A 23,850-nucleotide genomic window follows, 5' to 3' on the forward strand; every position below is an offset into this window, starting at 1 on the left:
TCCGGCGATTGGAGGCCGGTTTCGGAGCGGTGGCCTGGATCGCCGCTCCAGCCTCGCCTCGCCGAAGGGGGTCAGCCACACTGGAGGCTGAGGCTGACGGGCGAACCCGTCATGACGAGGCCATGTCTTTTGAAGGCCGCGACCAGCGTCGCGACCGTTGCTTCCTTCGTGTGTTCCCCCGTCGTTTCATACCGTCTCACCGTCGCCTTCGAAACGCCGGCCTCGCGCGCAAGATCTTCGACCGACCAGCCAAGCAGCACGCGGGCTGCACGCAGTTGTTGCGGCAAAAGTGGCGCGGCGCCATCGGGGAGGAGCGCCTGAGCATCCCGTCGCCATGTCTCTTCTATGAGGCCAAGCCACTCGATCAGAGTGCCGTTTTCCTGGCGAACCGGAGTCATGCGCACCACGACCTGCCTGTAGACCTCATCCGCATAAAGCATCCGGCAAGGCAATTCGCTTGCGACACTGTCGCGCAATCCGATCGACCAAAGATGTGCAGTCGGCATGCGGTCGTCGGGGTGTACGGCTTCCAGCCAACCCCGATTGCCGATTTGCAGCTTGTCCAGGCCAATGATCCTCTCGCCGCCGCGGAGGTCTGCCAGTATGCCGTTCACGTCATGTGCCCAGAACAAACCGCCCAACATGGTGATGAATGCGTCCAGGCGCGCGCGCTCCCGATAAAGCGTGGCCTTCGACACGCGCTCCTTGGTAATGTTCTGGACGATACCGGCTGTGTAATCGCCGCTGCCGGCCTCCTGGATCGCGATGCGAATCCAGCGTGCGGGACGGGACGCCTCAAGCAGCCGCACCTCGCGCGACACCGATACCCCCATCGTGGAAACGGAATAGAGGGAGCGGAATTCTTCTTTGTCTTCAGGAGCGAGCATTTCCGTCCACTGATAAAGATTGAACGGTTCTCCCTGGGGCAGGCCGAGGATCCTGAAAAATCCGGTCGTACCTCGCACCTCTCCGGTCGACATATCAACATTCCAGAAACCAATGTCGGCGAACCGTTCTGCGATATCGATGTAGCTGCGGGACGATATGTAATTCAATTGTTTATGCTGCATGCCCAAACTCGATAGACGGGCTTTGCGCAGCACCTGTCGATCGTGCCGGCATCCCCCAATTGCCTCGATTTGGAACATTAGCATTCTCGAGAATCGGCCGCTATCAGGTGAACACCTGAGGCCGGCGCTTTATCGCCGAAGATGGCTGGGTCTGTTGTATTTGCAGGACAACAGGGTATGCATATTTAAAGATAAGGGGGCTTAAGGATTGATCATCCCGCTCCTGATCGCAAAAAGCGCCACATCGATTGCCGAATGGAGGTCAAGCTTGCGCATCGCGGCAGTCCGGTGCGTGTCGACGGTTTTGATGCTGACATTCAGCTTGGCGGCGATGCCCTTGTTCGTTTCCCCCATGGCAACCAGTCGGATGACCTCCGTTTCCCGCACCGTCAGCGCGGAAATCGTCGCGTCCGTCAGGCGGGCCGGCTGACGGCTTGAGATACCCTCGGAGATGTAGGTTCCTCCTGTCGCAACCTCCCGCATCGCCGCAAGCAAGGTGGCGTCATCTTCCGACTTCAGCACATATCCGCGTGCTCCCGCCCGGATGGCGGCCATGAGCACGCGCTCATCGACATGCATGGTGTAGACCAGAACGCCGATCCCGGGCATGTCCTGGCAAAGCTGACGCGCCACCTCCACCCCGTTGGCAATGGGAAGCGCGTAGTCGACCACGATGAGGTCGGGTTTAAGCTCCTGCGCCAGCCGGATGGCGGCTTCCCCGGTCTCTGTCTCCGCGCAGACGCGCCATTCCGGACGACCGGCAAGCGTTGCTTTGATTCCCGCCCGGATGAGGGGGTGATCGTCGGCAATCAGGACGTCCCGTGTGCGGCCTCCGCCGCTGTCCGTCACATCAGCCAAAGGACAACATCTCCCGGTGCGGTGTCCGTACCCTCGGCCTGCGCGGCACGGACTTCGGACGGTAGCCGGATTCGGACGGTCGTCCCGTGATCCGGCCGACTGAAGACATCGACACGCCCGCTGCACTGCAGGGCAAATTCCTGCACCTGGCTCAGGCCCATGCCGTTTCCTGTTCCCTCTTCCTCCATGGTGAAAAAAGGATCCGTGGCCTGGCGCCGGACCTCTTCGCTCATGCCGACGCCATTGTCCTGGATGTTGATGTCGACCCAGCCGGGGACACCCATCACATTGTCGTCCTCGACCGACCGGACCTCGATCGTGATCGTTCCGCCAAACGGCATGGCGTCGCGGGCATTCAGCACGACATTTATGATCGCCGCCTGAAATTGCGTCTTGTCAATCCGGCACTGTGCTGTCTGGCCATCGGGACCCACGGTGACCTCTATGCCCGGCCCCGCGGCCTGCCGGGCGATCGGCAGAACCTCTTCGATAAGGGCATACGGGCTTGCAACGTCGAGGCGGGCTTCTGAATTGCGGGCATAACTCAGCAGCCGGTTGACCAATGCCCGGCCGGCATCGAGCGTCGCATCCACCTCGCCGAGAAGCTTGACCGCTTCCTGCCGGTCGGCAACGAGGGGCTTCAGGACCACGGTCGCCGAGCGAATGACCCGCATGAGGTTACCGCAATCATGGGCAATGCTGCTGGCGAACCGGCCGATCGCCTCCATTTTCTGTGTTTTCTCAAGACGCAGCCGTGCCGCCTTCTCGCGCCGGCGGCTGCGGATCGACAAATATTCGAGAAGAACCAGCAGAACGAGCAATATGGACGCACCAACGACGCTCGCAATCGCGTGGGATCGCCAGGGCCGCAGGACGTCGGCGCCACTGAGCGTCACGAAGAGAACGATCGGCGCGCTCTCAAGCCGCTGGTATGCGACGACACGCACGTCTCCATCGATGGGACCGTTGATCCAGGTGACATTCCGGCCTTTCCGGGTAAGCAAGGTGCGAAAGGTCTCGATATCGCCGGCGGGTTCGCCTGCTGCTTTATCGGCTCCCGGCGAGGGGGATTGGGCAAGCATCGTTCCATTTTCAAGCAACAGCGCGACTGTCCCCGCACCCAGCCAGAGCCTCTTGTACAGGCTTTCGAAGTAAAGCGGCTCGACCGCTGCAACGACAACGCCGGCGAAACTGCCGTCCTTCGTTTGGAGTCGCCTGCTTAAACTGAAAAACACGATGCCCCGCGGTCGGCTCTTCATGGGTCCGCTGATGTGCAGGCCAAGCGACGGACTATTCCTGTGGTCCGTGAAGTATTCCCGGTCGGACAGATTGATATTTAGTTTTCTCGGGTAATCTGTATCGTGTATCACATCGCCATCAGGTCCGACGATGAAGATCGAGTTCACAAAAGGAACGAGGGACAGTCTCTGGAGTCGTGCACGAAAATCCGGATCGTTTTTCGGCATCGCAGGATTGTTCTCAAGCTCGCTTGCTATGTTCTCGAGGTCGATATCGACATTCTGTACCGTTCTGGTGAACTGTTCCGACATCAAATAGGCAAGGTTATGGACGCGGCGTTCGGCATCCTCACGGGCCTGCAAGTAACTCCGCACCAACTCGTATGAAAGCAGGGCGGCAATACTGAGCCCCAGGATCAAAGCCGGGAATGACCGCCAGGATTGCCAAAGTGCAGCGATTGTTGTCCGAATTGAATTCATGCCCCGGCCCTGTGTCGCACGCGAACAGTAATATCTCTGAATACTGAAATATATTCCGGGTTCATCTGCGAGGCGAAAAGTGGGCGGCTCCAGGATGCCCAATATCCCCGCGCACGGCGACATTGGGCGATGTGCATTGCTCTGGCGTTGAAACGTTCGCTGCGGGCTGGCTGAATTGTTTTTTGATCCATTTGAAATGTTGGCTGACGCCCTGCTGATTCGATTTCTTCAAATATAAGAAATTACGCATTTTCCACTCGTGCTCGCAAGTCGGGATGGGATTTTGAGTAAAAATTTCGCTTTCCTTCGGAATGTCAGGTGGAATTCGCTGTGTTTATTTCATCGCCGTCAACTAATTTTGACTACTTTTCTTTTGTCGAATATATGACTGTTGTCAATTACGATGAGACGGTCAATTCGAGTGAATATATTACGTAGATAGAAAATTGCATCATTGTTAAACCCTGAGTATTCTCCGGTAATTCTGTGTGTCGGGAGTTTTTATCTAGGGGAGGGGTTTCCGATGAGGCAATTTTTTCAGAGAAGGCAATCAACCGTGACGATTCCAGCTCAATCGCTATCCCAGACGCGCTTCAGAATTGCATTCCGCGCATCCAGCGGCACACAAACCAGATTTTCTCCGTCACCTCTTGAGCCGATGGCCGAGATGAAGGTGGCGCTTGAAGATCTCCTCACGGAGCTTCGGCGGCTGGAGGCCTTGCTGAAACAATCCCGGCCGGGCGTGAACATCCAGGATTGATCCAGGCCTTCCTTGCGTTTGGCCATAGCCGCAACAAGCGGCAATCCACATCTCGACCTTGCACCCGCGCCCCTCACATGGCGCGGATCGATGACGCACATGAATTGACTAAAAACATTTATATTTCGGAGGATATGATGAGATTACCCAGTTTCGCGCGGCGTTCGGATGCCGACGCCGTTCTGCAGGCCATGAGCAAGTCGCAGGCCATTATCGAGTTCACGGTGGAAGGCCGGATACTCAGCGCGAACGAAAATTTCTGTCGGGCCGTCGGATATGAAGCCAGTGAGATCGTCGGCCAGCACCACCGGATGTTTGTCGATCCGGCTGAGGCGAATTCAGCCGAATATCGTGACTTCTGGAAGCGTCTGGGGGAGGGCGAGCTTGATCGGCGCCAGTATCGTCGGATCGGCAAGGGCGGCAGGGAAATCTGGATCGAAGCCTCCTACAACCCGGTCCTGCGGAACGGCAAGCCGTACAAGGTCGTCAAATTCGCGACCGATATCACCGCACAGAAGCTCAAGGGTGCCGAAGATGCCGGCAAGCTTGATGCCTTGTCGCGCGCGCAGGCCGTGATTGAATTCACCCCGGCGGGTGACATCCTGACGGCCAATCAGAATTTTCTAGCCACCCTCGGCTACCAGCTTTCAGAGATTGAGGGCCGTCACCATGCCATGTTTTGCGAGCCGGATTATGCGCGAAGCGCCGAGTACCGGGAATTCTGGGAGCGCCTGCGGAACGGTGAGTTCGTTGCCGAAGAATTCCTGCGCTTTGGCAAGGGCGGAAAGAGGGTTTGGATACAGGCGTCCTACAATCCGATCCTCGACATGGATGGCCGCGTGTTCAAGGTCGTCAAATTCGCAACGGATATTACCGGTCGCGTGGAAAACGTCGAGACGCTTGCCGGCTCGCTTGGCAAGCTTGCCGAGGGGGACCTGACGCTGGCGCTCGAGAACCCGTTCATTCCATCGCTCGAGCGGCTTCGCATAGATTTCAATCTGGCCGTTGCAAAGCTGGCAGACGCGATGCGTACCGTCGGCGAAAACGCCCAGGCGATCGCCGCAGGCTCGAGCCAGATCCGTGCCGCCGCCGTCGATTTGTCGAAACGAACCGAGCAACAGGCGGCCTCCATCGAGGAAACGGCGGCTGCGCTTGAGCAGATCACAACGACGGTCGCCGATTCCAGCCGGCGTGCCGAAGACGCCGGCAAGCTTGTCAACGACACGCGCGACAATGCGCAGGCCTCCGGCGACGTCGTTCGTATGGCGATCGTTGCCATGGGGCAGATCGAGACCTCCTCAAACGAGATCTCGAAGATCATCGGCGTCATCGACGACATCGCGTTCCAGACGAATCTCCTGGCTCTCAACGCCGGCGTCGAGGCCGCACGCGCCGGCGAAGCCGGCAAGGGATTTGCCGTCGTGGCGCAGGAAGTTCGTGAACTGGCGCAGCGATCCGCAAAAGCCGCCAAGGAAATCAAAGGGTTGATCAACACGTCAGCCGAGCAGGTCAAAAACGGCGTCAGTTTGGTCGGCGAGACGGGTGAGGCTCTGCAGCGAATTGTCCAGCAGGTGCAGGACGTCAACACCAATGTCGCTGCCATCGTCGATGTTTCGAAGGAGCAGGCCATCGGCCTGAGGGAAATCAATATTTCGATGAACACCATGGACCAGGGCACACAGCAGAACGCGGCCATGGTCGAACAATCGACGGCCGCCAGCAGCAATCTCGCAACCGAAGCCGAGGCGCTGTTCCAGTTGCTCAGCCAGTTCAAGCTCGCCGGCCACACGTCACACAACCGGACCGGCCAGTTGCATGCGTCCACGGGTTCTTGGCCCGAGCGTTCGGGCCTTGCAGGCGCCCGGCGGTACGCACGCCACAGCCAGGGCGATCGGGGAATGGCAAGAGTTCCGGCGTGACAGGGCGTCCGGAAGGCGTGGCGGCGGGTTCTTGTCCCCGGTCCCGGCGCCAGCCTTCCGGACGACCGATCGACCTGGGGTGGCGGTTGCCTTGGCTGAGCCGGAGCCACCCCGCACGACAACGCCTGCGGCTTGGCTGAAACGACGGGCCCCGATGGAAACAGGAATTCAACCGGCCGACCATCGGGCCTGATGCCTTCTGCGCATTTTTAGAGACTGCCGGAGAATCGACTGAGATGTTTCGAGTGCTGACATGTATAACGGATAGCCACGATGCCGAGCTTGTCATCGTCGCCCTGGCCGTTTGTATCGCCGGAGCTTGGGCAACGGTCCGCTTGTTCATGCGGATTGTCGCCACAACCGCCACTGAAAAAGTGGCATGGCTGTTTCTGACGTCGGTCGTGGCCGGTGCGGCCATCTGGTGCACGCATTTCATCGCAATGCTGGGCTACAATCCCGGCGTCCCCGTCAGCTTCGATCCCGTCCTGACGATCATCTCGTTGCTTATCGCCATCGCCGGTGCCACAGTCGGCTTCGCCGTCGCCGCCGTGAGGTCTACCCGGTTGGCGCCCGCGATCGGCGGCAGTCTGGTTGGCCTTGCGATCTCCGCCATGCACTATAGCGGGATGATAGCCTACCGCGTGCAGGGGCTTGTCAGCTGGGAACAACCCCATCTCGTTGCTTCGATTGCGCTTGCCTCCGTGCTTTCGGCGGTGGCTCTGCATCTGGCCGCGCGTGGAGATACCCTGGTGAACAGGTGCGTCTCAGCGGGCGTTCTGGTTCTTGCGATCGTCAGCCTCCATTTCACCGGTATGACGGCGTTCAAAGTCGATCCATTGCTGATCGACGGCAGTTTCTCCAATCCCGGCGCGTTGCGGGCCTTGGCGCTTGCCGTCGCCGGTGTCGCCCTGATCGTTGTCGGTTCCGGCATTGCCAGCCATCTCATCGACAATCACGCCCGTGAAGAGGCCACCGATGCCTTGGCCAATATGTCGAACGGGCTGATCATGGTGGCCGGCAACGGGACGATACGTCTGTTCAATCACCGGGTGCTGGAACTGCTTCGCCTCGAGGTCGGCCAATTGAGCGTGGGGATGACGCTTGGCCAGTTCCTTCGACATGTTGGCGCCATTGCGGGATGGGACGATACCAGAACGCAGCGTGTCATTGAAAACCACTATGCCTGGATGGCGCAGGTTGCCGTCACGCGCGTCGAGCATCATTTCGACGATGGAAAAATACTCAGCATCTCATGCCAGCCCATGCAGGATGGTGGGGCGATCCTGACATATGACGATGTGACGGAGACACGCGAAGGGCAAAAAAAGGTCACCCATATGGCGTTCCACGACGCACTCACCGGTCTTCCGAACCGGCGTAGTTTTGCGGAACATGTTGCCGGACTGATGAGCGAGGGTCCTTTCGCGATGATCATGCTGGATCTCGACCGCTTCAAAGCGGTCAACGATACGCTTGGTCACAACGTTGGTGACGAGTTGCTGATCGCGGTTGCCGGCCGACTGGGTGCTCTCTGCGGGGCTTCCGACCTGCTGTTCCGGCTGGGGGGTGACGAGTTGGCGGTCATTTCGACGTTGGAACAGGAGCATGCCGTCAGGCTGGCGGTGGAAATGGTGGACGCCCTTGGCCGCTCCTTCCAGGTAGGGCCACACACGATTTCGATTGGCGGGAGCATCGGTCTGGCGATGGTGGGACACGGTGGCGACCCTGTTCTCGCCCAGAGAATGGCCGACCTTGCGCTCTACAAGGCCAAGGAGAACGGCCGCGGTCGGGTCGAAATCTATCGCGAAGGCATGCTCGAAGAAGCAGAGCTTCGCCGGCATATGGAAACCGATCTGGCGATGGCTCTGGAGGCCAGACAGTTCGAACTGTATTACCAGCCGCTCTATACCTTGCCGAACCGAACGCTTTCCGGTTTTGAGGCGCTATTGCGCTGGCATCATCCCGAGCGCGGCTCCGTTTCTCCCGTGGACTTCATCCCGGTGGCTGAACAATGCGGAGCGATCGTCAAGATTGGTGCCTGGATCATCGACGAAGCTTGCCGGCAAGTCTCGCTTTGGCCTTCTCACATCTACGTCTCCATCAATGTGTCGCCCGTGCAGCTTCGTTCGGTGGACATCCTAAGGCAGATCACCACGGCTCTGGAAAAGCATGGCATTCCTCCTTCGCGCCTCGAAATCGAGCTGACCGAAACGGCTTTGGTGGAAAATAGCGGGCAGATTGCCGCCACCCTCGCCAGCCTTCGGGCACTCGGCGTCAGGATCGCCATGGATGACTTCGGGACGGGCTATTCCTCCCTCGCGCACCTGCGGGATTTTGAGCTGGACCGGATCAAGATCGACCGCAGCTTCATCGCCGCCACGCATTCGGATGCCTCGTCGGCAGCTGTCGTGCGTGCCATCACGGCGATGGCCAACTCACTGGCAATCGCGACGACCGGAGAGGGTGTTGAAAATGAAGACCAACTTGAGAGCCTGATCGCGTGCGGCTGCGGGACGGCGCAAGGATACTTGCTCGGCCAGCCACTCGACGCACCGAGTGCGACGGCGCTTCTCGGAACAAAGCCCGAGATATCCCACGTACACAATACAGGCAGATAATCTCGTGTTGCTCCGTGGAACTGGAAAGCTTCGAAGGCGCCCGCATAACTGTTCAAGGGAAGGCTGCCCGGGTGTTATCCCGATATGCCCGGAGGGATGCCCGGCACCATCTGCCGGGATCCCCGGGACGTACGCCAACAGATGGCTGCCCCGGCTCAAAATCGCAACGCTTCCTTCTGCCTTCCGGCATCATCGAAGTTCCCCGCTTCGAGCCAGGCTTCGTAACCTTTCTTCAGCGCCGGCCATTCGCTGTCGATGATCGAAAACCAGGCCGTGTCGCGGTTGCCGCCCTTGGTCACCATGTGCTGGCGGAAGATGCCTTCGAAGGTGAAGCCGAAGCGCGCGGCGGCGCGTTTCGAGGGTTCGTTGCGGTCGTTGCATTTCCATTCGAAACGGCGATAGCCGAGATCGTCGAAGATGTAGCGTGCAAAGAGGTAGAGCGCCTCGGTTGCGACCTGTGTCCGGGCGATGGCCGGTCCCCAGAGGATGTTGCCGATCTCGATCACGCCATGGACAGTGTCGATGCGCATCAGTGCCTGGCGCCCCTCGGCGCGGCCTGTCCGTTTGTCGATGACGGCGAAGAATAGCGGGTCCTCTCCGGCCGCGGCCTTCTGCAGCCAGGGGGAGAAGGCGGCAAGATCCGCCGGCGGCTCTTCGAAGAGATAACGGAAGCGTTCGTCGCCGCCGGGCGCCTGGGCGGACGCCAGCAGATCGGCACCGTGGCGGACGGGATCGAGCGGTTCGAGGCGGGCATAGCGCCCGTCCAGTGCCTTGCGGTCCGGGCGCGGCGTGCCCTTCCAGGTCGTAAGGTCCTTGTGGTCGGTCATGGCAGTATCCAATCGTGATGTCAGCGCAGGCGGCCGGAGCGGATCAGGGCATCGAGGGCGTCGGGCAGGGCGATGCTTGCCGGCAGGTCGGGTGCCGGTTCCGCCGCAGCCAGGCCGTGGCGAACCGGCAGCACGCCGGCCCAGACGGGCACATGCGCTTCTTCCGGATCGCCGGGCGGAGCGTTGCGCACCTTCGCCGTTGCCTCCTCGATATCCATCCATAACACGGATGTGGCCTTGAGTTCCTGCGTCGTCATCGGCCGGAGATCGTCCCAACGGCCGGGAAAGAAGCTGTCGGTGAAATATTTCAGCGCCGCCGCCTTTTCGTCCGGTTCCTCGACGGTCCGCGCCGTGCCGAAAACCATCGCCGAGCGATAGTTGATCGAATGGTTGAAGGCTGATCGGGCCAGCACGTAGCCATCCATGATGCTGCAGGTCAGGCAGACCGGCATGGCGTCGGAAGCGCGCAGGAAACGGCTTGCGGCAGAGCCGTGCCAATAGACGCGATCGCCCTCGCGCCAATGCAGCGTCGGCGTCACATAGGGAGCGCCGTTGATCGTATAACCGACGTGACAGAGCGGCGTGGCGTCGAGGACGGCATAGACGTCGCTGCGGCCGTGGCTGCCGCGGTCATGGCGCCGGCGCACGCGGCTGCGTTCGGTGGTGGGGTATTCGCCGGCCTCGGCCGAAACATGGTCCATTCTGGTGCCCTCTTGATCGATGCGAGGAAATTGCCTTGCAAATGGTCTTGTGTAAAAATCCACTTCAGCAATTTATGGCAAACCAATCGATGAGGCCGACATGGACAATCCGACATGGCTGAGCCTCGACCGCGCGGTGGGGGATCTGGAAGGGCAGCTTTACCGCGCCCTTCGCGACCACATCCTCGCCGGCGGCATTCCGGCGGGGCAGCCGCTGCCGGCGACGCGTGCTCTGGCGGCGGCACTTGCTGTCGGCCGCTCCACCGTCGTCGGGGCTTATGATCGCCTGAAGGCCGAAGGTTATGTCGAGGGGCAGGTTGGCTCGGCAACCCGCGTCGCCGGGTTTGCGCCGCCCTTGCTGGAGGGGTGGGGTCCGGCCCGTCAGCCGTCCTCGCCGTTTGCGCCCGAGCCGATGTCGTCCGGCATGCTGGTGCCGGGCGTTCCCGATGTCGAGGATTTTCCGCACGCCGCCTGGGCGCGTTGCCTGGCCGCCAGGGGGCGGGCCTTGCGGGTCCACGATCTCGGTTACGACGATGTCTGCGGCCTGCCGATGTTGCGGCAGGCGGTGCTCGATCATGTCTCGGTGACGCGCGGCGTGGTGGCGAAGGCCGGACAGGTGCTGATCGTGCCGTCCACCCGCGCCGCCATCGATCTGCTCGCCCGCCTGCTTCTGCCGCCGCAAGGCGGTCGAGCAGCCGTTGCCTGGATCGAGGAGCCGGGATATTCCGCCGCGCAGGGTCTGTTGCGGCAGGCGGGCGCCCAGATCGTGCCGGTTGCCTGCGATGAGGCGGGCATCGATCTTGCCAGGGCCAGCGGGCCGGCGCCGCGGCTGATCTACGTCACGCCGTCGCATCAATATCCGACCGGCGTGACCATGAGCCTGCAGCGGCGGCTGGCGTTGCTGGATTATGCCCGGTCGAGCGGCGCCCTGGTGCTGGAAGACGATTACGACAGCGAATTCCAGTACGGTTCCCGGCCGATAGCCGCCCTGCAGGGCATCGATCGTGGCGAGGTGGTGGCCTATCTCGGCACCTTTTCCAAGATCCTGGCGCCGGGCCTGCGCGTCGCCTATCTCATCGTGCCGCCGCGTCTCTTGCCGCAGGTCGCCGCGCAACAGCACCTTCGTGGCCTGGCGGTTCCGGTCCATATCCAGGCGGCATTGGCCGATTTCATGCGCGAGGGGCGGCTGCGGGCCTATCTGCGGCGGATGACGGTGCGGTATGCCGAGCGGATGAAGGCGACGGTGGCAGCGCTCGAACGCCATTGCGGCGCCTGGCTGCAGGTCGCCTCCGGCTCCGGCGGACTGCAGCTGGCCGCCTGGTTTCGCGATCCCGGCGTCGACGATCGGGCCGTGGCGCGAATGCTCAACGCCGATGGCTACGGTCTGAAGCCGATGTCGGACCTGTTTCTCGGAACGCCGCGACCCGGCCTGCTGTTCGGCATCGCCCGCGTGCGCCCGGACGAAATCGACAGGATTGCCCGGCGTATCGGCAACATCCTCGCCGGCGCGTGCCAGCCGCGCGCCAAGGCCGGCGACGGGGCGTGAGTCTCCCTGTGGATCAGGTCAGGGAGGCCCGCATCACGGCGTGTTTCCCTTGTGGAGTTTCCGTCTTCCGCAAGGCATTTCGGTGAATTGCGTGCCTCTTTTTGGGGAGAACGTCTACAAAGTTTGCATAGTGCCTCAATTTACGTACAATCACCGATCATCGAGAGATTCGTGTCCCGGAAATGATTTACCGAGTCGGGAAAATTGGCGCTTTGGAGGAAACTATATGCGCGCACCCAATGCTCGAGCCCCGATCAACAGCGATCAGTTGACTTTGCTGCGGGATGTTTTCGACGAAGCTTGCGCCGAGCATGGCATCAAGAAGGATAGTCAGGATGCCGAGGCTCTGGCCGTGATTCTTGTCCATTCCCTGCAAAAGGGCGTCAGGGACAAGGAGCAACTGGTCTCCCTTGCCCATGTGCTGACTGCCGACCGCTAAGACCCCTCCTTTGCTCCCGGCCTCGCCACCGGTTGATGCGCCTGTTTTTCTGCTTGTCCTCTCCGGCAACAGCGATGCCGTAAAAAGAATTTGGCGAAAGCCCTTGCCGCTGGTATCATAGATCCAACGAAAATCGAGCGAGTGCCAGCTGCATGCCTCAGGCGTTGCGCGGCGCGGTGGATAAGACACGTGAAAGACCCCGATCGCGGCCCAGAGTCGCAAGATGCCGGGGCGTCGACGGCAGTCCGCAAACGGGGGAAGTCCTCCCGTCGCGGCAAGTCAAAGCGCACCGGGGAAACCCGTGACGCTGCGAATTCTGCCCATGCAAGCCAGGCCGGTGTTCCCGGCGCGGCTGGACGTCCTGTTTATAACGATGCCGCAGAGCCTGCCCGCAAGCGCAAACGCCGTCGTCGCGGCGGCAATGGCTTGAGCAATCCGGCCACAGCCATACCATCGCCCGTCCAGGTCGTCAGCGGCGCACCCGATCGCGAGGGCACGTCGCCCGCTGCGCCGGCGCGCGCCAAAAAGAACAAGCGCAAGAACAAGAACCGGCGCGGCTCGCAGGCACGGCCTCTTGCCCCGGTGCAGTTGCCCTCCGTTTCCGCTTCGCCTTCGGTTCAAGCCAGGATGCCGCGTGCGGACCACGGCGAAACCGGCGAGGCCGGCCGCCAGCGTTCCGACCGGGAGCATGACGGCGAGCGTGCCGGCCATCGCGGGACAGACAGCTATCCGCAGGATCTTTATGCGGCGCTCGATCTCGGCACCAACAATTGCCGTCTTCTGATCGCCCAGCCGACCCGGCCGGGACAGTTCCGCGTCGTCGATGCCTTTTCGCGCATCGTCCGGCTCGGTGAAGGCCTTGGCGCCAGCGGGCGCCTGTCCGACGAGGCGATGGAGCGGGCTGTCGAGGCGTTGCGCATTTGCGCCGGCAAGCTGAAAAGCCGTGAAATCCGGCGCATGCGCCTGATCGCGACGGAAGCCTGCCGCGCCGCTGCCAACGGCGAGGAATTTCTCGCCCGCGTGACGGCGGAAACCGGTCTCAAACTGGAAATCATCAATCGCGAGACGGAAGCGCGGCTGGCCGTTTCCGGCTGCTCGTCGCTGGTCGGGCGCGATGCCCGTTCCGTCGTGCTGTTCGATATCGGCGGCGGCTCTTCGGAGATCGCGGTGCTGCGTATCGGCGAAAACCGCTCCAACCGGCTTGCCAACCATATCACCCACTGGACGTCGCTGCCGGTCGGCGTCGTCACCTTGTCGGAGCGTCATGGCGGCCGGGATGTGTCGCCCACTGTGTTTGCCGCCATGGTCGACGAGGTCGACGGTATGCTCGCCCGGTTCGATTGCCCGGCGCTCGACGCCACCATGCCGCTTGACGATTTTTATCTGATCGGCACCTCCGGAACGGTGACGACGCTGGCCGGTGTGCATCTCGACCTGCCGCGTTACGACCGCCGCCGCGTCGACGGGCTCTGGCTGTCGGATTCGGAAGTGACGGAAATGCAGGCGCGCCTGCTGTCCTGGGATTTCGCCGGCCGTGCCGCCAATCCCTGCATCGGGCCGGATCGTGCCGACCTGGTGCTTGCCGGCTGCGCCATTCTCGAAGCCATCCGCCGCCGCTGGCCGGCCAGACGCATGCGCGTCGCCGATCGCGGCTTGCGGGAAGGCCTGCTCACAGACATGATGGCGGATGACGGCGTTTGGCGCCGCGGCCGCCAGCGCCGCAGCCATCGCAGCGGCAGGGAACGTTGAGGAACCGATGACCAAGCCACCGATCGGCGGAAATCGCACCGGCCGCAAGCTCGGCCAAAAAGTCAAGAAGGGCAAGCTCAAGGCGTCGTCGCGGCGCTGGATCGAGCGCCATATCAACGATCCCTATGTGCAGCGCGCGCAGCTCGAAGGGTTTCGCGCCCGTGCGGCCTTCAAGTTGCTGGAGATCGACGAAAAGCACCAGATCCTCAAGGGCGCGCGCCGGATCATCGACCTGGGGGCCGCTCCGGGCAGCTGGTCGCAGATCGCCGCCAAGGTCACCGATTCCAGCGACGAGGATATCCGCGTCGCGGCCATCGATTTCCTGGAAGTGGCGCCTTTGCCGGGTGTTGCCCTGCTGCAGATGGATTTTCTCGACGATGCCGCACCCCAGGCGCTGATGGATGCGCTGGGCGGCGCGCCCGACGTCGTGTTGTCCGACATGGCGGCGCCGACCACCGGCCACCAGAAGACCGACCATATCCGCACCATGCATCTCTGCGAAGTCGCGGCGCATTTCGCTATCGAGGTGCTGGCCAAGGGCGGCCATTTCCTCGCCAAGACGTTCCAGGGTGGCACGGAGCGCGAGCTTCTGAACTTGCTCAAGCTGAATTTCCGTCAGGTCATCCACATCAAGCCGCCGTCCTCGCGGGCGGAGTCGGTCGAGATGTTCCTGCTGGCCAAAGATTTCAAGGGACGCCCGCGTCCCGGGGCGTCCGATGGCGAGGTGGAAGTCCACGGCGACGACACGGTCGAGGATTGAACAGGCCTTCGATGCTGCTCTACATCACCATAGGAAGCAACGATCTTTTCCGCTCCCGGCTGTTCTACGATGCCGTGCTGGCGGAACTCGGTTACAAGCGCCAGCGCGAAAACATCGAGGAAGTGGGATATGCCGCCGATGGCGATATGCGCTGCCGGCTCTGGGTGGTAACGCCGTTCAATCGCAAGGCAGCGACGATCGGCAACGGGTCGATGGTGGCGCTGGAGGCGCCGAGCCGGGCTGCCGTCGATGCCTTCCATCGCGCCGGCCTCAGCCATGGTGGCACGGATGAGGGCCTGCCGGGCCTTCGCCCCTTCCACGCCGATTTTTATGCCGCCTATCTGCGCGATCCCGACGGCAACAAGATTTCCGCCGTCTGCGAGCGTCCGGAATAATCACTCCGCCTTCTCGGTTTCGAGCACAGTCTCCTGCCGGTGGCCGGAAACGGCTGCGCCGGCATTGCGATCCATGGCGATAAAGGGAATGGCGCCGAACAGCGAGACGGCTGCGACGACGAAGAAGGCGAGATGGAAATCGCCGATCTGCAGATGCGTGCCACGGATCAGCGTCGCCCCTTCGAGGATCGCCGCGGCGAAAGCCACCCCCAGCGCCAGGCTGATCTGCTGCAGCACGGAGCCGAGCGAGGTTGCCTGGCTGGCCTGCTCATCCGGAATATCGGCATAAGACAGCGCATTGACGCCGGTGAAGAAGAACGAGCGGGTAAAACCTGCGAGCAGCAGGAAACCGATCAGCACGAGATAGGGCGTCTCCGGCGTGAAGAAGCCGTTGGCGGCCGTCGCAATGGCGCTGATGACGGCCGTACAGAGCAGCGTCGTGCGGAAACCGATGGCGGCGAAGACACGTTTTGCCATGAATTTCGTGGTGATCGCGCCGATGGCGCCGGCAAAGGTGATCAGGCCGGACTGGAACGGCGAGAGGCCGAAACCGATCTGCAGCATCAGCGGCATCAGGAAGGGGATGGCGCCGATGGCGATGCGGAAGGTCGAGCCTCCAACGGTGGCCGCCCGGAAGGTCGGGTTGCGAAACAGGTTGAGGTTGATGATCGGCGCCGGATGCCGGCGGGCGTGGAACACATAGGCGACGCCGCAGATCAGACCGATTGCCGTGGCGGTGATGCCGATGGCCGGCGGCAGCGCCGGCAGGCTGATGACCGACATGCCGAACACCGTTCCCGCAGCAGCAATCGCGCTGAGCAGGAAGCCGCGCACATCCATGGCCGGCGGCGCGGTGGCCTCCACCTCCGGCAGGTAAATGTGGGTCAGCCACAGGCCGGCGATGCCGACCGGCACGTTGATGAGGAAAATCCAGTGCCAGCTGAAGAAGGTGGTGATGAAGCCGCCGAGCGGCGGGCCGGCCAGCGGTCCGACGAGGGCCGGAATGGTCAAAAGCGCCATGGCGCCGACCAGCTCGCTGCGCTTCGTCGTGCGCAGCAGTACGAGGCGCCCCACCGGCGTCATCATCGCCCCGCCCATGCCCTGCAGGAAGCGGGAGAGAACGAAGGCGAACAGGCTGGAGGATACGGCGCAGAGCACCGAGCCGATCATGAAGACGACGATCGCCATGCGGAAGATCCGCTTGGCGCCGAAACGATCGGCCATCCAGCCGCTGACCGGGATGAAGATTGCCAGCGCCACCATGTAGGAGGTCAAAGCGAGTTTCAGTGTGATCGGCCCGACCCCGAGGTCGGTGGCAATGGCGGGCAGGGCAGTGGCAATGACCGTCGAGTCCATCTGTTCCATGAACAGGGCGACGGCGAGGATAAGCGGTACGACACGATTCATCAGCGAGATAGCCTTTGGATTCTCTCGTTCGGCCCGTCTCTACGCCTTGGTTTGCGTTCTGCCAATGGCTGATGATCGCGCAAGATCACGTCTGCGTGAAACCCTGTTCTTCGGCTTTCGGCCGACGCTATCTTGTCGTTCGTCAAGTCTATAAGCAAAGCGCGGCACCGGATGCCGCCACAGCCGGAGGTGGACCATGCCGATGTCGTTTTCTTTGAACCGCCGAACACTTTTCGGTGCAGTCGGGGGAGGGCTGCTGTCGGCACCCTTCCTGATGAGCCGCGCCGCCATAGCCAACACCGATCCGGGAGCCGGAATGAAAAAGACACAACTGCCCGACATCCATCAGTTCAAGGTCGGCACCTTCAATGTCGTGGTGATCAAGGACGGCGGCCGGCCGATGGAAAAGCCGAACGAGATTTTTGGCACCAACCAGACGCCGGAAGCGGTGGGGGAACTGCTGACGCAAAACTTCCTGCCGGCCGACCGTTTCGTCAACAGCTTTTCGCCGACATTGATCGATACGGGTTCGGATGTTGTGCTGTTCGACACCGGCCTCGGCGCTGCCGCGCGTGAACAGGGCGGCGGGCGCCTGCTGGATGGCCTCGCTGCCGCCGGTTATTCGCCCGATCAGGTCAGCATCGTCGTGCTCACCCACATGCATGGCGACCACATCGGCGGGCTGATGGAAAACGGCGCTCCGGCATTCAAGAATGCCCGCTACGTCGCCGGCCAGGTGGAATATGATTTCTGGTCGGACAAGACGCGGGAAGGCTCGCCGGCCGAAGGCGGGCACAAGGCGGTGCTCGCCAATGTCGTGCCGCTGGCGGAAAAGACCACCTTCATCGGCGACAACGCGACCGTCGTGCCAGGCATCACCTCGATCCTGGCCGCCGGCCATTCGCCCGGCCACATGATCTTCCGCGTCGAATCCGGTGGCAAGCAGCTGATCCTCACGGCCGACACCGCAAACCACTTCGTCCTGTCGCTGCAGCGGCCGGATTGGGAAGTGCGTTACGACATGGACAAGGCCGCTGCCGCTGCGACGCGCAAAAAGGTGTTCGACATGATTGCCACGGATCGCCTCGGTTTCCTCGGATACCACATGCCGTTCCCGGCCGTCGGCTTCGTCGAGAAGGTGGAGACAGGGTATCGTTTCGTGCCGAAGTCCTATCAGTTCGACATCTGAGGGCGCTGCGGGCGGTTTTTAAACGACGGAAGGGCGTGGACGGCGTTGGCCGCCCATGCCTGGGAATGGTCAAAACCACTCGGCTGCTGCAAGAACCATCGTCTGGTGGACTTCGACATTTTGCTATTTCCTTCCTGTCATAGACGTGTTACCAGCCCTCGCCAACTTCCAAGCAATTCTTGCTGATCGCCGGGACGACGATTCGTACCGGGAGGATCGGCATTTTCTTCTAAAAAGGAATTTGGCCATGGCGCGGATCATAGAAACGGCAACCGGGGCAGACGCCCTTACCTTCGACGACGTGCTGCTGCAGCCGGGGCACTCCGAAGTTCTTCCCGGCCAGACGAATATCGCCACCCGGATCGCCACCGATATCGACCTCAACCTGCCGATCCTGTCGTCCGCCATGGACACGGTGACGGAAAGCCGCCTGGCGATCGCCATGGCGCAGGCCGGCGGCATCGGCGTCATCCATCGCAACCTCACCCCGGTCGAGCAGGCCGAAGAGGTCCGCCAGGTCAAGAAGTTCGAAAGCGGCATGGTGGTCAATCCGGTGACCATCGGCCCGGACGCCAAGCTGGCCGAAGCCCTGGCACTGATGAAATCCCACGGCATCTCCGGCATTCCGGTGGTCGAGAACGGCGGCAACGGCAGCCGTGCCGGCCGCCTCGTCGGCATCCTGACCAACCGTGACGTGCGTTTCGCCTCCGACCCGGAGCAGCGCATCTACGAACTGATGACCCGCGAAAACCTCATCACGGTGAAGGAAAGCGTCGACCAGCAGGAAGCCAAGCGGCTGCTGCACAGCCACCGCATCGAAAAGCTGCTGGTTGTCGATGGCGATGGTCGTTGCGTTGGCCTCATTACCGTCAAGGACATCGAGAAGTCGCAGCTGAACCCCAATGCCTCGAAGGATGCACAGGGCCGCCTGCGTGCCGCCGCCGCCATCAGCGTCGGCGATGACGGCATCGAACGGGCCGAGCGGCTGATCGATGCCGGTATCGACCTGATCGTTGTCGATACCGCCCATGGCCACTCGCAGCGCGTGCTGGATGCCGTGACGCGTGTCAAGAAGATGTCGAACTCGGTGCGTATCATGGCCGGCAACGTCGCGACGGCGGATGGCACCAGGGCGCTCATCGATGCCGGCGCCGATGCCGTCAAGGTCGGTATCGGCCCGGGTTCGATCTGCACCACACGCATCGTCGCCGGTGTCGGCGTGCCGCAGCTGGCGGCCATCATGTCGGCTGTCGAGGCGGCGCGTGCCGCCGATATCCCTGTTATCGCCGATGGCGGTATCAAGTACTCGGGTGATCTGGCCAAGGCCATCGCCGCCGGCGCTTCGGCCGTCATGATCGGTTCGCTGCTGGCCGGCACCGACGAAAGCCCGGGCGAGGTCTACCTCTACCAGGGCCGTTCCTTCAAGGCCTATCGCGGCATGGGATCTGTCGGTGCCATGGCCCGCGGTTCCGCCGACCGCTACTTCCAGGCGGAAGTGCGCGACACGCTGAAGCTGGTGCCGGAAGGCATCGAAGGCCAGGTACCTTACAAGGGGCCGGTCTCCGGCGTTCTCCATCAGCTCGCTGGCGGCCTCAAGGCAGCGATGGGGTATGTCGGCGGCGCGACGCTGAAGGACTTCCAGGAGCGTGCCACCTTCGTGCGCATCTCCGGTGCCGGCCTGCGCGAAAGCCACGCGCATGACGTCACCATCACCCGCGAAAGCCCGAACTATCCGGGCGGTCTCTGATGCTGGACGCCGGCGAGCGCGGATTCCTGTTCAGGATCCGGCTGCTTGCCGGCATCTCCCTTGTCTGCCTGATCCTGGCGGCATGGATCGCCTGGCGTTTCGTCCAGGCTTCCGACGGGTTTCCCATCTGGAACCTCATCTTCGGCACGGCGACACCAGCCGATATCGCCTTTCTGCGCGACATGCTTTTGCTGCCGGAGCGACGCGAGGCAGCGGTGCTGCTGTTCTGGCTCTATGCCGGACCGGACCTGATCCTGCCGGCCTGCCTCGGCGCGCTGGGCCTGCTGTCGATGCGGCGGCTGGCGCCCGGCGGCACGCTGTTCGGCCGCCCCATCAGCGGCGGCCTGCTGACGATGCTCCTGGCGCTGCCGTTCATCTATGTCATCGCCGATTACGCCGAGAACGCCCTCAGCCTCGCCTATTTCTCGACGGCTGTTCCGCTGCATGTCGTCATGGAAAACGCCCCGAGGCTGCTGCCGTGGCTCGGAAGCGCCAAGATGGTATTTTTCCTGGTTTCGGCGCTCGTCATCATGCGCTTTTTGCTGCTGCAGCGGTTTAAAGAAAATGATGTCGGTTAAGTATTGCCAGAATAAACACTTCCTTTACCAAAGAACATCCTATCACCCAATTATGTTCATTTCCGGCGGCGCTGTTTGCGCCTAATATCCTTGCACGCCGACCGATTCAGGTGCGGCGTTCCAATTTTGGGGGATACCATGAAGAAGCTTCTTGTTTCGGCGATGCTCGTACTCGGCATGGCCGCTCCGGTCGCCGCACAGACCGTCAGCGCCGGCACCTACAACGTCGAAGGCACCAACCTCGACGGTTCGAGCTACAACGGCACGGCAACGATCACGCTCGCCAGCGAAACCACCTGCGTCATCGAGTGGAAGACGGGTTCGACCACCTCCCAGGGCGTGTGCATGCTGAACGGCGACGCCTTTGCCGCCGCTTATGTCCTCGGCGATGCCATCGGCCTGATCGTCTACAAGGTCGGCGACGGTGAGCTCGACGGCGCCTGGACGATTACCGGCAAAGACGGCAGCGGCACGGAAAAGCTGACGCTCGCTCAGTAAGCCTGCCTGCTTGATCGCAGGCTAGAGCATTTCCAGCAAAAGTGCGAAGCGGTTTTGCGTCCGGAATTGCGTGGGAATAAAGAGATAGAGCGTTTTCGCGTTTCGGACAAAGGCGGAAATGCTCTGATGGCATCCGCTGCTGTTTTGGAAGCGGGGCTGTATGCTGGTTTACGTGTTTCGGCCCGCTTCGGCGGGCCGTTCCCTGATTTCGATAGCTTTACGAAAGAGTGGTTCCGCTTCCGCCGACCGGCCCTGAGCTTCAAGATTGGTCGCGAGGTTGTGGTAGCTCGCTGCGGTATCGAGATGGGTGGGGCCGAGGATATGTTCTCTTACATCTATTGCCTTCTTAAAAAGGTGTTCTGCTTCGGATAGCCGGCCTAACACGTTCAAGTTGGAGGCGAGATTGTGATAGCTCCTTGCGGTGTCTGGATTATCCGGACCGAATAACTCTTCGCGGATTTCCAGCGCTTTACGATAAAGCAAATTAGCCTCTGCTATCCGATCTTGAGCGTTTAAATTGGAAGCGAGGTTGTTATAGCTCCTAGCAGTATCGGAGTGATCGATACCAAGCGCATGTTTACGAATTTCGAGTGCCTTTCGTAAAAATGGCTCAGCCTCGGACAACTCACCAATTTTACTCAATTTCGAGGCGAGGTTGTTGTAATAGGTTGCCGTGTCGGGATGGTTGAGGCCTAAAGTTTGCTCTGTAACTGCGATTACCTTGCGAAGAAGCGGTATGGCCTCAGATAGTCTGCCCTGACCGTCTAAATTCAGAGCAAGGTTGTGGCAGCTTTGCGCTGTTTTGGGGTGATCGGGGCCAAGTACTCGATACAAAGTATCAAAAGCTCTTCGGAAAAGCGCTTCGGCCTCTCTTGACCTACCCTGATGGTCAAGATTCAGTGCAAGGTTGTTGCAATTCATGGCTGTGGTCGGATGCTCGAGGCCGAGTGTTCGTTCTCGAATCTCCAGCGCTTGTCGAAAAAGCGGTTCAGCCTCAGATATGCGATCCGAGTCTACAAGATTGGACGCAAGATTGTCGTAGCACGTGGCTGTGTGCGGATGCTGCGGGCCAAGTGCTCGCTCAACAATATCTAAAGCTTTTCGGAAAAGCGGTTCAGCCTCGCAAAACCGTCCCAGAGCGTTCAAATTACAGGCAAGATTGTTGTAGCTTGTGGATGTTTGAGGATGATCAGGACCTAGTATCCGCTCAGTAATCATCAGCGCTTTGCGAAAATGCGTCTCAGCCTCTGACGACCGCCGCAAGGCAGTCAAGCTTGAAGCTAGGTTATCATAAAGTGTTGCGATATCGGGATGGTCAAGACCGAGTGCCCGCTCCAAAACTGAAATGGCTTTGCGCGAGAGTGGTTCGGCTTCATCTGGCCGGCCTTGAGCAGTTAAATTCAGGGAGAGATCGTTGTAGCTTCGTGCGGTGTCGGGATGGTTGAGGCCTAGAACCTGCTCTCTTATCGCACTTGCTTTGTATAAAAATTGCGCGGCCTCAGCTAATCGTCCTTGGCTTTGTAAATTTAAAGCAAGGTTGCTATAGCTTCCGGCCGTGTGCGGATGGTTAAGGCCGAGCATCTGTTCGTTGATGGCCATTGCCTTTCTGAGAAGCGGTTCGGCCTCGAATGGCTGACCGCACGCGTTGAGATTCAACGCAAGATTGTTGTAACTCGTCGCCGTATCCGGGTGATCAACACCGTGTAACCGCTCCATGATCTCCAGCGCCTTGCGATAAAACGGTTCGGCCTCAAACGGCTTCCCCATTGCGTTGAGACTATCAGCGAGACTGTTGCAACTTCTCGCCGTGTCGGGGTGTTCCGAACCGAAAGCCTCGGTCAGCAAGCGCAATTGCTCCCTGTATAGCTGGACGCAGTCCGCGTAGTTGAATTTGACGGCGGCCACGTCAGCGCGTTTGCCGAGGATCCGGGCACGATTTTCCTTGTCGCGCCGATTTTCGCCTTCCCGCTCTTCAAGCTCCGCCCGCCGCCTTTGGAGGTCCTTTTCCCGCTGTTCGATGATGTCTGCGTATCGTCGATCAGCGAGGGCCAGAGCCTTTTCTGCCTCATCGAGAGAAAACCCTACGCCCGCCGAAAGTGCCGCGTCTGCTTTCGCCAGAAGTTCGGCAATCTCCGGGATTTCATTTCCGAGCGAACGCAGGTCTCCCATGTTCTCGCGTAACTGGCTCAGTCGCCCATAGGCTTGCTCAAGGGCGCCGAGCAGATTTTCCCGCGACACCCGCGTCTGCAGGATAAATGTCAGCAGCGCGATGAGGTCGGTTTCCGTCGCCTGCAAGTCGCGTTTTGCGACGTCCAGTTCACGGCGGTAGGTATCGCGAAGCTCCTCTACGGTCAGCCGTGTCGATATGGCGACTTCCCGTACCTCGCCAAGGGCTCGCGCCATCTCGAACATCAGTTGCGGTTCGAGATGGCGATAATAGTCCGCGTTTCCGGCAGCGGCTGTTATCCCCGCCTGGACGACGTCCTTTGCGAAGCGATAGGGCAGGCTGTTGGCGCAGGACGAGGAGAAAAATTCGGGGTGCGCAGCGCCCAAACTCTCCATGACGATTTCCGTTGCGCGGTCGGGAAATCCTTTCGGCGTAACGGCTGAGGCGGCAAGTTTCTGGCGATCGATGAAGCAGGTCTCAAGGGCGGCATCCAGCATCCCGCTTGCGGCGCGCAGGTCCTGCTGCGCTTCTCCGTTGCCGTCGCTACCGGATGTGAGGCTTATGTAGCTCTCCAGCACCTCGGCGGTGATGTGTTGTCGAACGCGCTGGCACTCCGGCCCAAATTTTTGCCTGCGGCCCAAAAAGAAGCCAATCAAGCCAGCTGTGGCAACGCTCGCCTCCAGCGCTCCCGTCGGAATGCCGAAAGCCATCGCGGTGGTGCCGACGCAAAGGGCCGTGATTTTATCCAAAGACCCCTCAAGAATGCTCATGAAAACCGTCCCCGCCGCAGATGATGCATATGTAAGTTTGGCCTCCCCGGGATCGCAAGTCGAACCGCTTGCAAAAGGGTTTTTTGTGTTCGAGAGGTCGCCTGTCCGCGGGGTCCGTCGATTGTGTGGTCCTT

The 23,850-nt window shown here is 61.0% G+C and carries 19 protein-coding genes; 12 read left to right on the forward strand and 7 right to left on the reverse strand.

All coding sequences use genetic code 11. The annotated features are described in order from the left end of the window. Positions 1-71 precede the first annotated feature (71 nt). The 3 genes from ACSQ3I_RS03695 to ACSQ3I_RS03705 all read right to left on the reverse strand — a co-directional run bounded on the left by ACSQ3I_RS03695 (position 72) and on the right by ACSQ3I_RS03705 (position 3,646). Positions 72-1,148 carry a PAS domain-containing protein gene (locus tag ACSQ3I_RS03695; protein WP_435996117.1) on the reverse strand — a complete coding sequence of 359 codons (1,077 nt, stop codon included), beginning with the start codon at positions 1,146-1,148 and terminating at the stop codon, positions 72-74. A gap of 123 nt (positions 1,149-1,271) precedes the next feature. Beyond that, entirely contained in the window at positions 1,272-1,919 is a 648-nt protein-coding gene (locus ACSQ3I_RS03700) for a response regulator (protein WP_435996285.1), read from the reverse strand. Next, positions 1,916-3,646, reverse strand: a complete 1,731-nt coding sequence (locus tag ACSQ3I_RS03705; protein ID WP_435996118.1) for an ATP-binding protein — start codon at positions 3,644-3,646, stop codon at positions 1,916-1,918. The genes ACSQ3I_RS03700 and ACSQ3I_RS03705 overlap by 4 nt, the downstream gene beginning before the upstream one ends. A gap of 523 nt (positions 3,647-4,169) precedes the next feature. On the opposite strand from ACSQ3I_RS03705, the gene ACSQ3I_RS03710 reads away from it, so the two are divergent. From ACSQ3I_RS03710 to ACSQ3I_RS03720, 3 genes are all read left to right on the forward strand, one after another. Next, positions 4,170-4,406, forward strand: coding sequence for a hypothetical protein (locus tag ACSQ3I_RS03710; protein ID WP_435996119.1), 237 nt, complete (start codon positions 4,170-4,172; stop codon positions 4,404-4,406). A gap of 137 nt (positions 4,407-4,543) precedes the next feature. Beyond that, positions 4,544-6,325, forward strand: coding sequence for a methyl-accepting chemotaxis protein (locus ACSQ3I_RS03715; RefSeq protein WP_435996120.1), 1,782 nt, complete (start codon positions 4,544-4,546; stop codon positions 6,323-6,325). A gap of 236 nt (positions 6,326-6,561) precedes the next feature. Beyond that, complete coding sequence (locus ACSQ3I_RS03720) at positions 6,562-8,943, forward strand: bifunctional diguanylate cyclase/phosphodiesterase (RefSeq protein WP_435996121.1); 2,382 nt, start codon at positions 6,562-6,564, stop codon at positions 8,941-8,943. A 155-nt stretch (positions 8,944-9,098) separates the two neighbouring features. Here ACSQ3I_RS03720 and ACSQ3I_RS03725 read toward each other — a convergent pair whose 3' ends face one another. Continuing rightward, positions 9,099-9,770, reverse strand: a complete 672-nt coding sequence (locus ACSQ3I_RS03725; RefSeq protein ID WP_435996122.1) for a GNAT family N-acetyltransferase — start codon at positions 9,768-9,770, stop codon at positions 9,099-9,101. Positions 9,771-9,790: 20 nt separating this feature from the next. Continuing rightward, on the reverse strand, positions 9,791-10,471 hold the full coding sequence (locus ACSQ3I_RS03730; RefSeq protein WP_435996123.1) for a pyridoxamine 5'-phosphate oxidase family protein: 681 nt from the start codon (positions 10,469-10,471) through the stop codon (positions 9,791-9,793). Positions 10,472-10,571: 100 nt separating this feature from the next. Here ACSQ3I_RS03730 and ACSQ3I_RS03735 point away from each other — a divergent pair, with 100 nt between their 5' ends. From ACSQ3I_RS03735 to ACSQ3I_RS03755, 5 genes are all read left to right on the forward strand, one after another. Further along, positions 10,572-12,017 carry a PLP-dependent aminotransferase family protein gene (locus tag ACSQ3I_RS03735; RefSeq protein ID WP_435996124.1) on the forward strand — a complete coding sequence of 482 codons (1,446 nt, stop codon included), beginning with the start codon at positions 10,572-10,574 and terminating at the stop codon, positions 12,015-12,017. A 226-nt stretch (positions 12,018-12,243) separates the two neighbouring features. Beyond that, positions 12,244-12,456 carry a hypothetical protein gene (locus ACSQ3I_RS03740; protein ID WP_435996125.1) on the forward strand — a complete coding sequence of 71 codons (213 nt, stop codon included), beginning with the start codon at positions 12,244-12,246 and terminating at the stop codon, positions 12,454-12,456. 189 nt (positions 12,457-12,645) lie between these two features. After that, the gene (locus tag ACSQ3I_RS03745) at positions 12,646-14,205 is read left to right on the forward strand and encodes a Ppx/GppA phosphatase family protein (protein ID WP_435996126.1); all 1,560 of its coding nucleotides are present in this window, start codon (positions 12,646-12,648) and stop codon (positions 14,203-14,205) included. 7 nt (positions 14,206-14,212) lie between these two features. After that, positions 14,213-14,965, forward strand: coding sequence for an RlmE family RNA methyltransferase (locus ACSQ3I_RS03750; RefSeq protein ID WP_435996127.1), 753 nt, complete (start codon positions 14,213-14,215; stop codon positions 14,963-14,965). Between the two features lie 11 nt (positions 14,966-14,976). Then, positions 14,977-15,360: a VOC family protein gene (locus tag ACSQ3I_RS03755; RefSeq protein WP_435996286.1), complete on the forward strand. Its 384-nt coding sequence runs from the start codon at positions 14,977-14,979 to the stop codon at positions 15,358-15,360. Here ACSQ3I_RS03755 and ACSQ3I_RS03760 read toward each other — a convergent pair whose 3' ends face one another. Continuing rightward, complete coding sequence (locus ACSQ3I_RS03760) at positions 15,361-16,767, reverse strand: DHA2 family efflux MFS transporter permease subunit (protein WP_435996128.1); 1,407 nt, start codon at positions 16,765-16,767, stop codon at positions 15,361-15,363. It abuts the gene before it with no gap. Positions 16,768-16,963: 196 nt separating this feature from the next. On the opposite strand from ACSQ3I_RS03760, the gene ACSQ3I_RS03765 reads away from it, so the two are divergent. From ACSQ3I_RS03765 to ACSQ3I_RS03780, 4 genes are all read left to right on the forward strand, one after another. Next, the gene (locus ACSQ3I_RS03765) at positions 16,964-17,956 is read left to right on the forward strand and encodes an MBL fold metallo-hydrolase (RefSeq protein ID WP_435996129.1); all 993 of its coding nucleotides are present in this window, start codon (positions 16,964-16,966) and stop codon (positions 17,954-17,956) included. A gap of 247 nt (positions 17,957-18,203) precedes the next feature. Next, positions 18,204-19,703 carry an IMP dehydrogenase gene (gene guaB, locus ACSQ3I_RS03770; protein ID WP_435996130.1) on the forward strand — a complete coding sequence of 500 codons (1,500 nt, stop codon included), beginning with the start codon at positions 18,204-18,206 and terminating at the stop codon, positions 19,701-19,703. After that, positions 19,703-20,281: a hypothetical protein gene (locus tag ACSQ3I_RS03775; RefSeq protein WP_435996131.1), complete on the forward strand. Its 579-nt coding sequence runs from the start codon at positions 19,703-19,705 to the stop codon at positions 20,279-20,281. The genes guaB and ACSQ3I_RS03775 overlap by 1 nt, the downstream gene beginning before the upstream one ends. Before the next feature lie 138 nt (positions 20,282-20,419). Further along, entirely contained in the window at positions 20,420-20,779 is a 360-nt protein-coding gene (locus tag ACSQ3I_RS03780) for a hypothetical protein (protein WP_435996132.1), read from the forward strand. A 168-nt stretch (positions 20,780-20,947) separates the two neighbouring features. On the opposite strand, the gene ACSQ3I_RS03785 is transcribed toward ACSQ3I_RS03780, so the two are convergent. Beyond that, positions 20,948-23,716: a tetratricopeptide repeat protein gene (locus ACSQ3I_RS03785; protein WP_435996133.1), complete on the reverse strand. Its 2,769-nt coding sequence runs from the start codon at positions 23,714-23,716 to the stop codon at positions 20,948-20,950. Between the last annotated feature and the right edge of the window lie 134 nt (positions 23,717-23,850).

This window comes from Rhizobium sp. LjRoot30 (assembly GCF_964253915.1).
GTDB lineage: Bacteria > Pseudomonadota > Alphaproteobacteria > Rhizobiales > Rhizobiaceae > Metarhizobium.

Coding starts and splice junctions, on each gene's coding strand:
- ACSQ3I_RS03735 (WP_435996124.1), top strand. CDS start 10,572: ATGGACAATCCGACATGGCTGAGCCTCGACCGCGCGGTGGGGGATCTG.
- ACSQ3I_RS03695 (WP_435996117.1), bottom strand. CDS start 1,148: ATGTTCCAAATCGAGGCAATTGGGGGATGCCGGCACGATCGACAGGTG.
- ACSQ3I_RS03785 (WP_435996133.1), bottom strand. CDS start 23,716: ATGAGCATTCTTGAGGGGTCTTTGGATAAAATCACGGCCCTTTGCGTC.
- ACSQ3I_RS03730 (WP_435996123.1), bottom strand. CDS start 10,471: ATGGACCATGTTTCGGCCGAGGCCGGCGAATACCCCACCACCGAACGC.
- ACSQ3I_RS03710 (WP_435996119.1), top strand. CDS start 4,170: ATGAGGCAATTTTTTCAGAGAAGGCAATCAACCGTGACGATTCCAGCT.
- ACSQ3I_RS03740 (WP_435996125.1), top strand. CDS start 12,244: ATGCGCGCACCCAATGCTCGAGCCCCGATCAACAGCGATCAGTTGACT.
- ACSQ3I_RS03720 (WP_435996121.1), top strand. CDS start 6,562: ATGTTTCGAGTGCTGACATGTATAACGGATAGCCACGATGCCGAGCTT.
- ACSQ3I_RS03750 (WP_435996127.1), top strand. CDS start 14,213: ATGACCAAGCCACCGATCGGCGGAAATCGCACCGGCCGCAAGCTCGGC.
- ACSQ3I_RS03755 (WP_435996286.1), top strand. CDS start 14,977: ATGCTGCTCTACATCACCATAGGAAGCAACGATCTTTTCCGCTCCCGG.
- ACSQ3I_RS03775 (WP_435996131.1), top strand. CDS start 19,703: ATGCTGGACGCCGGCGAGCGCGGATTCCTGTTCAGGATCCGGCTGCTT.
- ACSQ3I_RS03780 (WP_435996132.1), top strand. CDS start 20,420: ATGAAGAAGCTTCTTGTTTCGGCGATGCTCGTACTCGGCATGGCCGCT.
- guaB (WP_435996130.1), top strand. CDS start 18,204: ATGGCGCGGATCATAGAAACGGCAACCGGGGCAGACGCCCTTACCTTC.
- ACSQ3I_RS03715 (WP_435996120.1), top strand. CDS start 4,544: ATGAGATTACCCAGTTTCGCGCGGCGTTCGGATGCCGACGCCGTTCTG.
- ACSQ3I_RS03765 (WP_435996129.1), top strand. CDS start 16,964: ATGCCGATGTCGTTTTCTTTGAACCGCCGAACACTTTTCGGTGCAGTC.
- ACSQ3I_RS03760 (WP_435996128.1), bottom strand. CDS start 16,767: ATGAATCGTGTCGTACCGCTTATCCTCGCCGTCGCCCTGTTCATGGAA.
- ACSQ3I_RS03725 (WP_435996122.1), bottom strand. CDS start 9,770: ATGACCGACCACAAGGACCTTACGACCTGGAAGGGCACGCCGCGCCCG.
- ACSQ3I_RS03705 (WP_435996118.1), bottom strand. CDS start 3,646: ATGAATTCAATTCGGACAACAATCGCTGCACTTTGGCAATCCTGGCGG.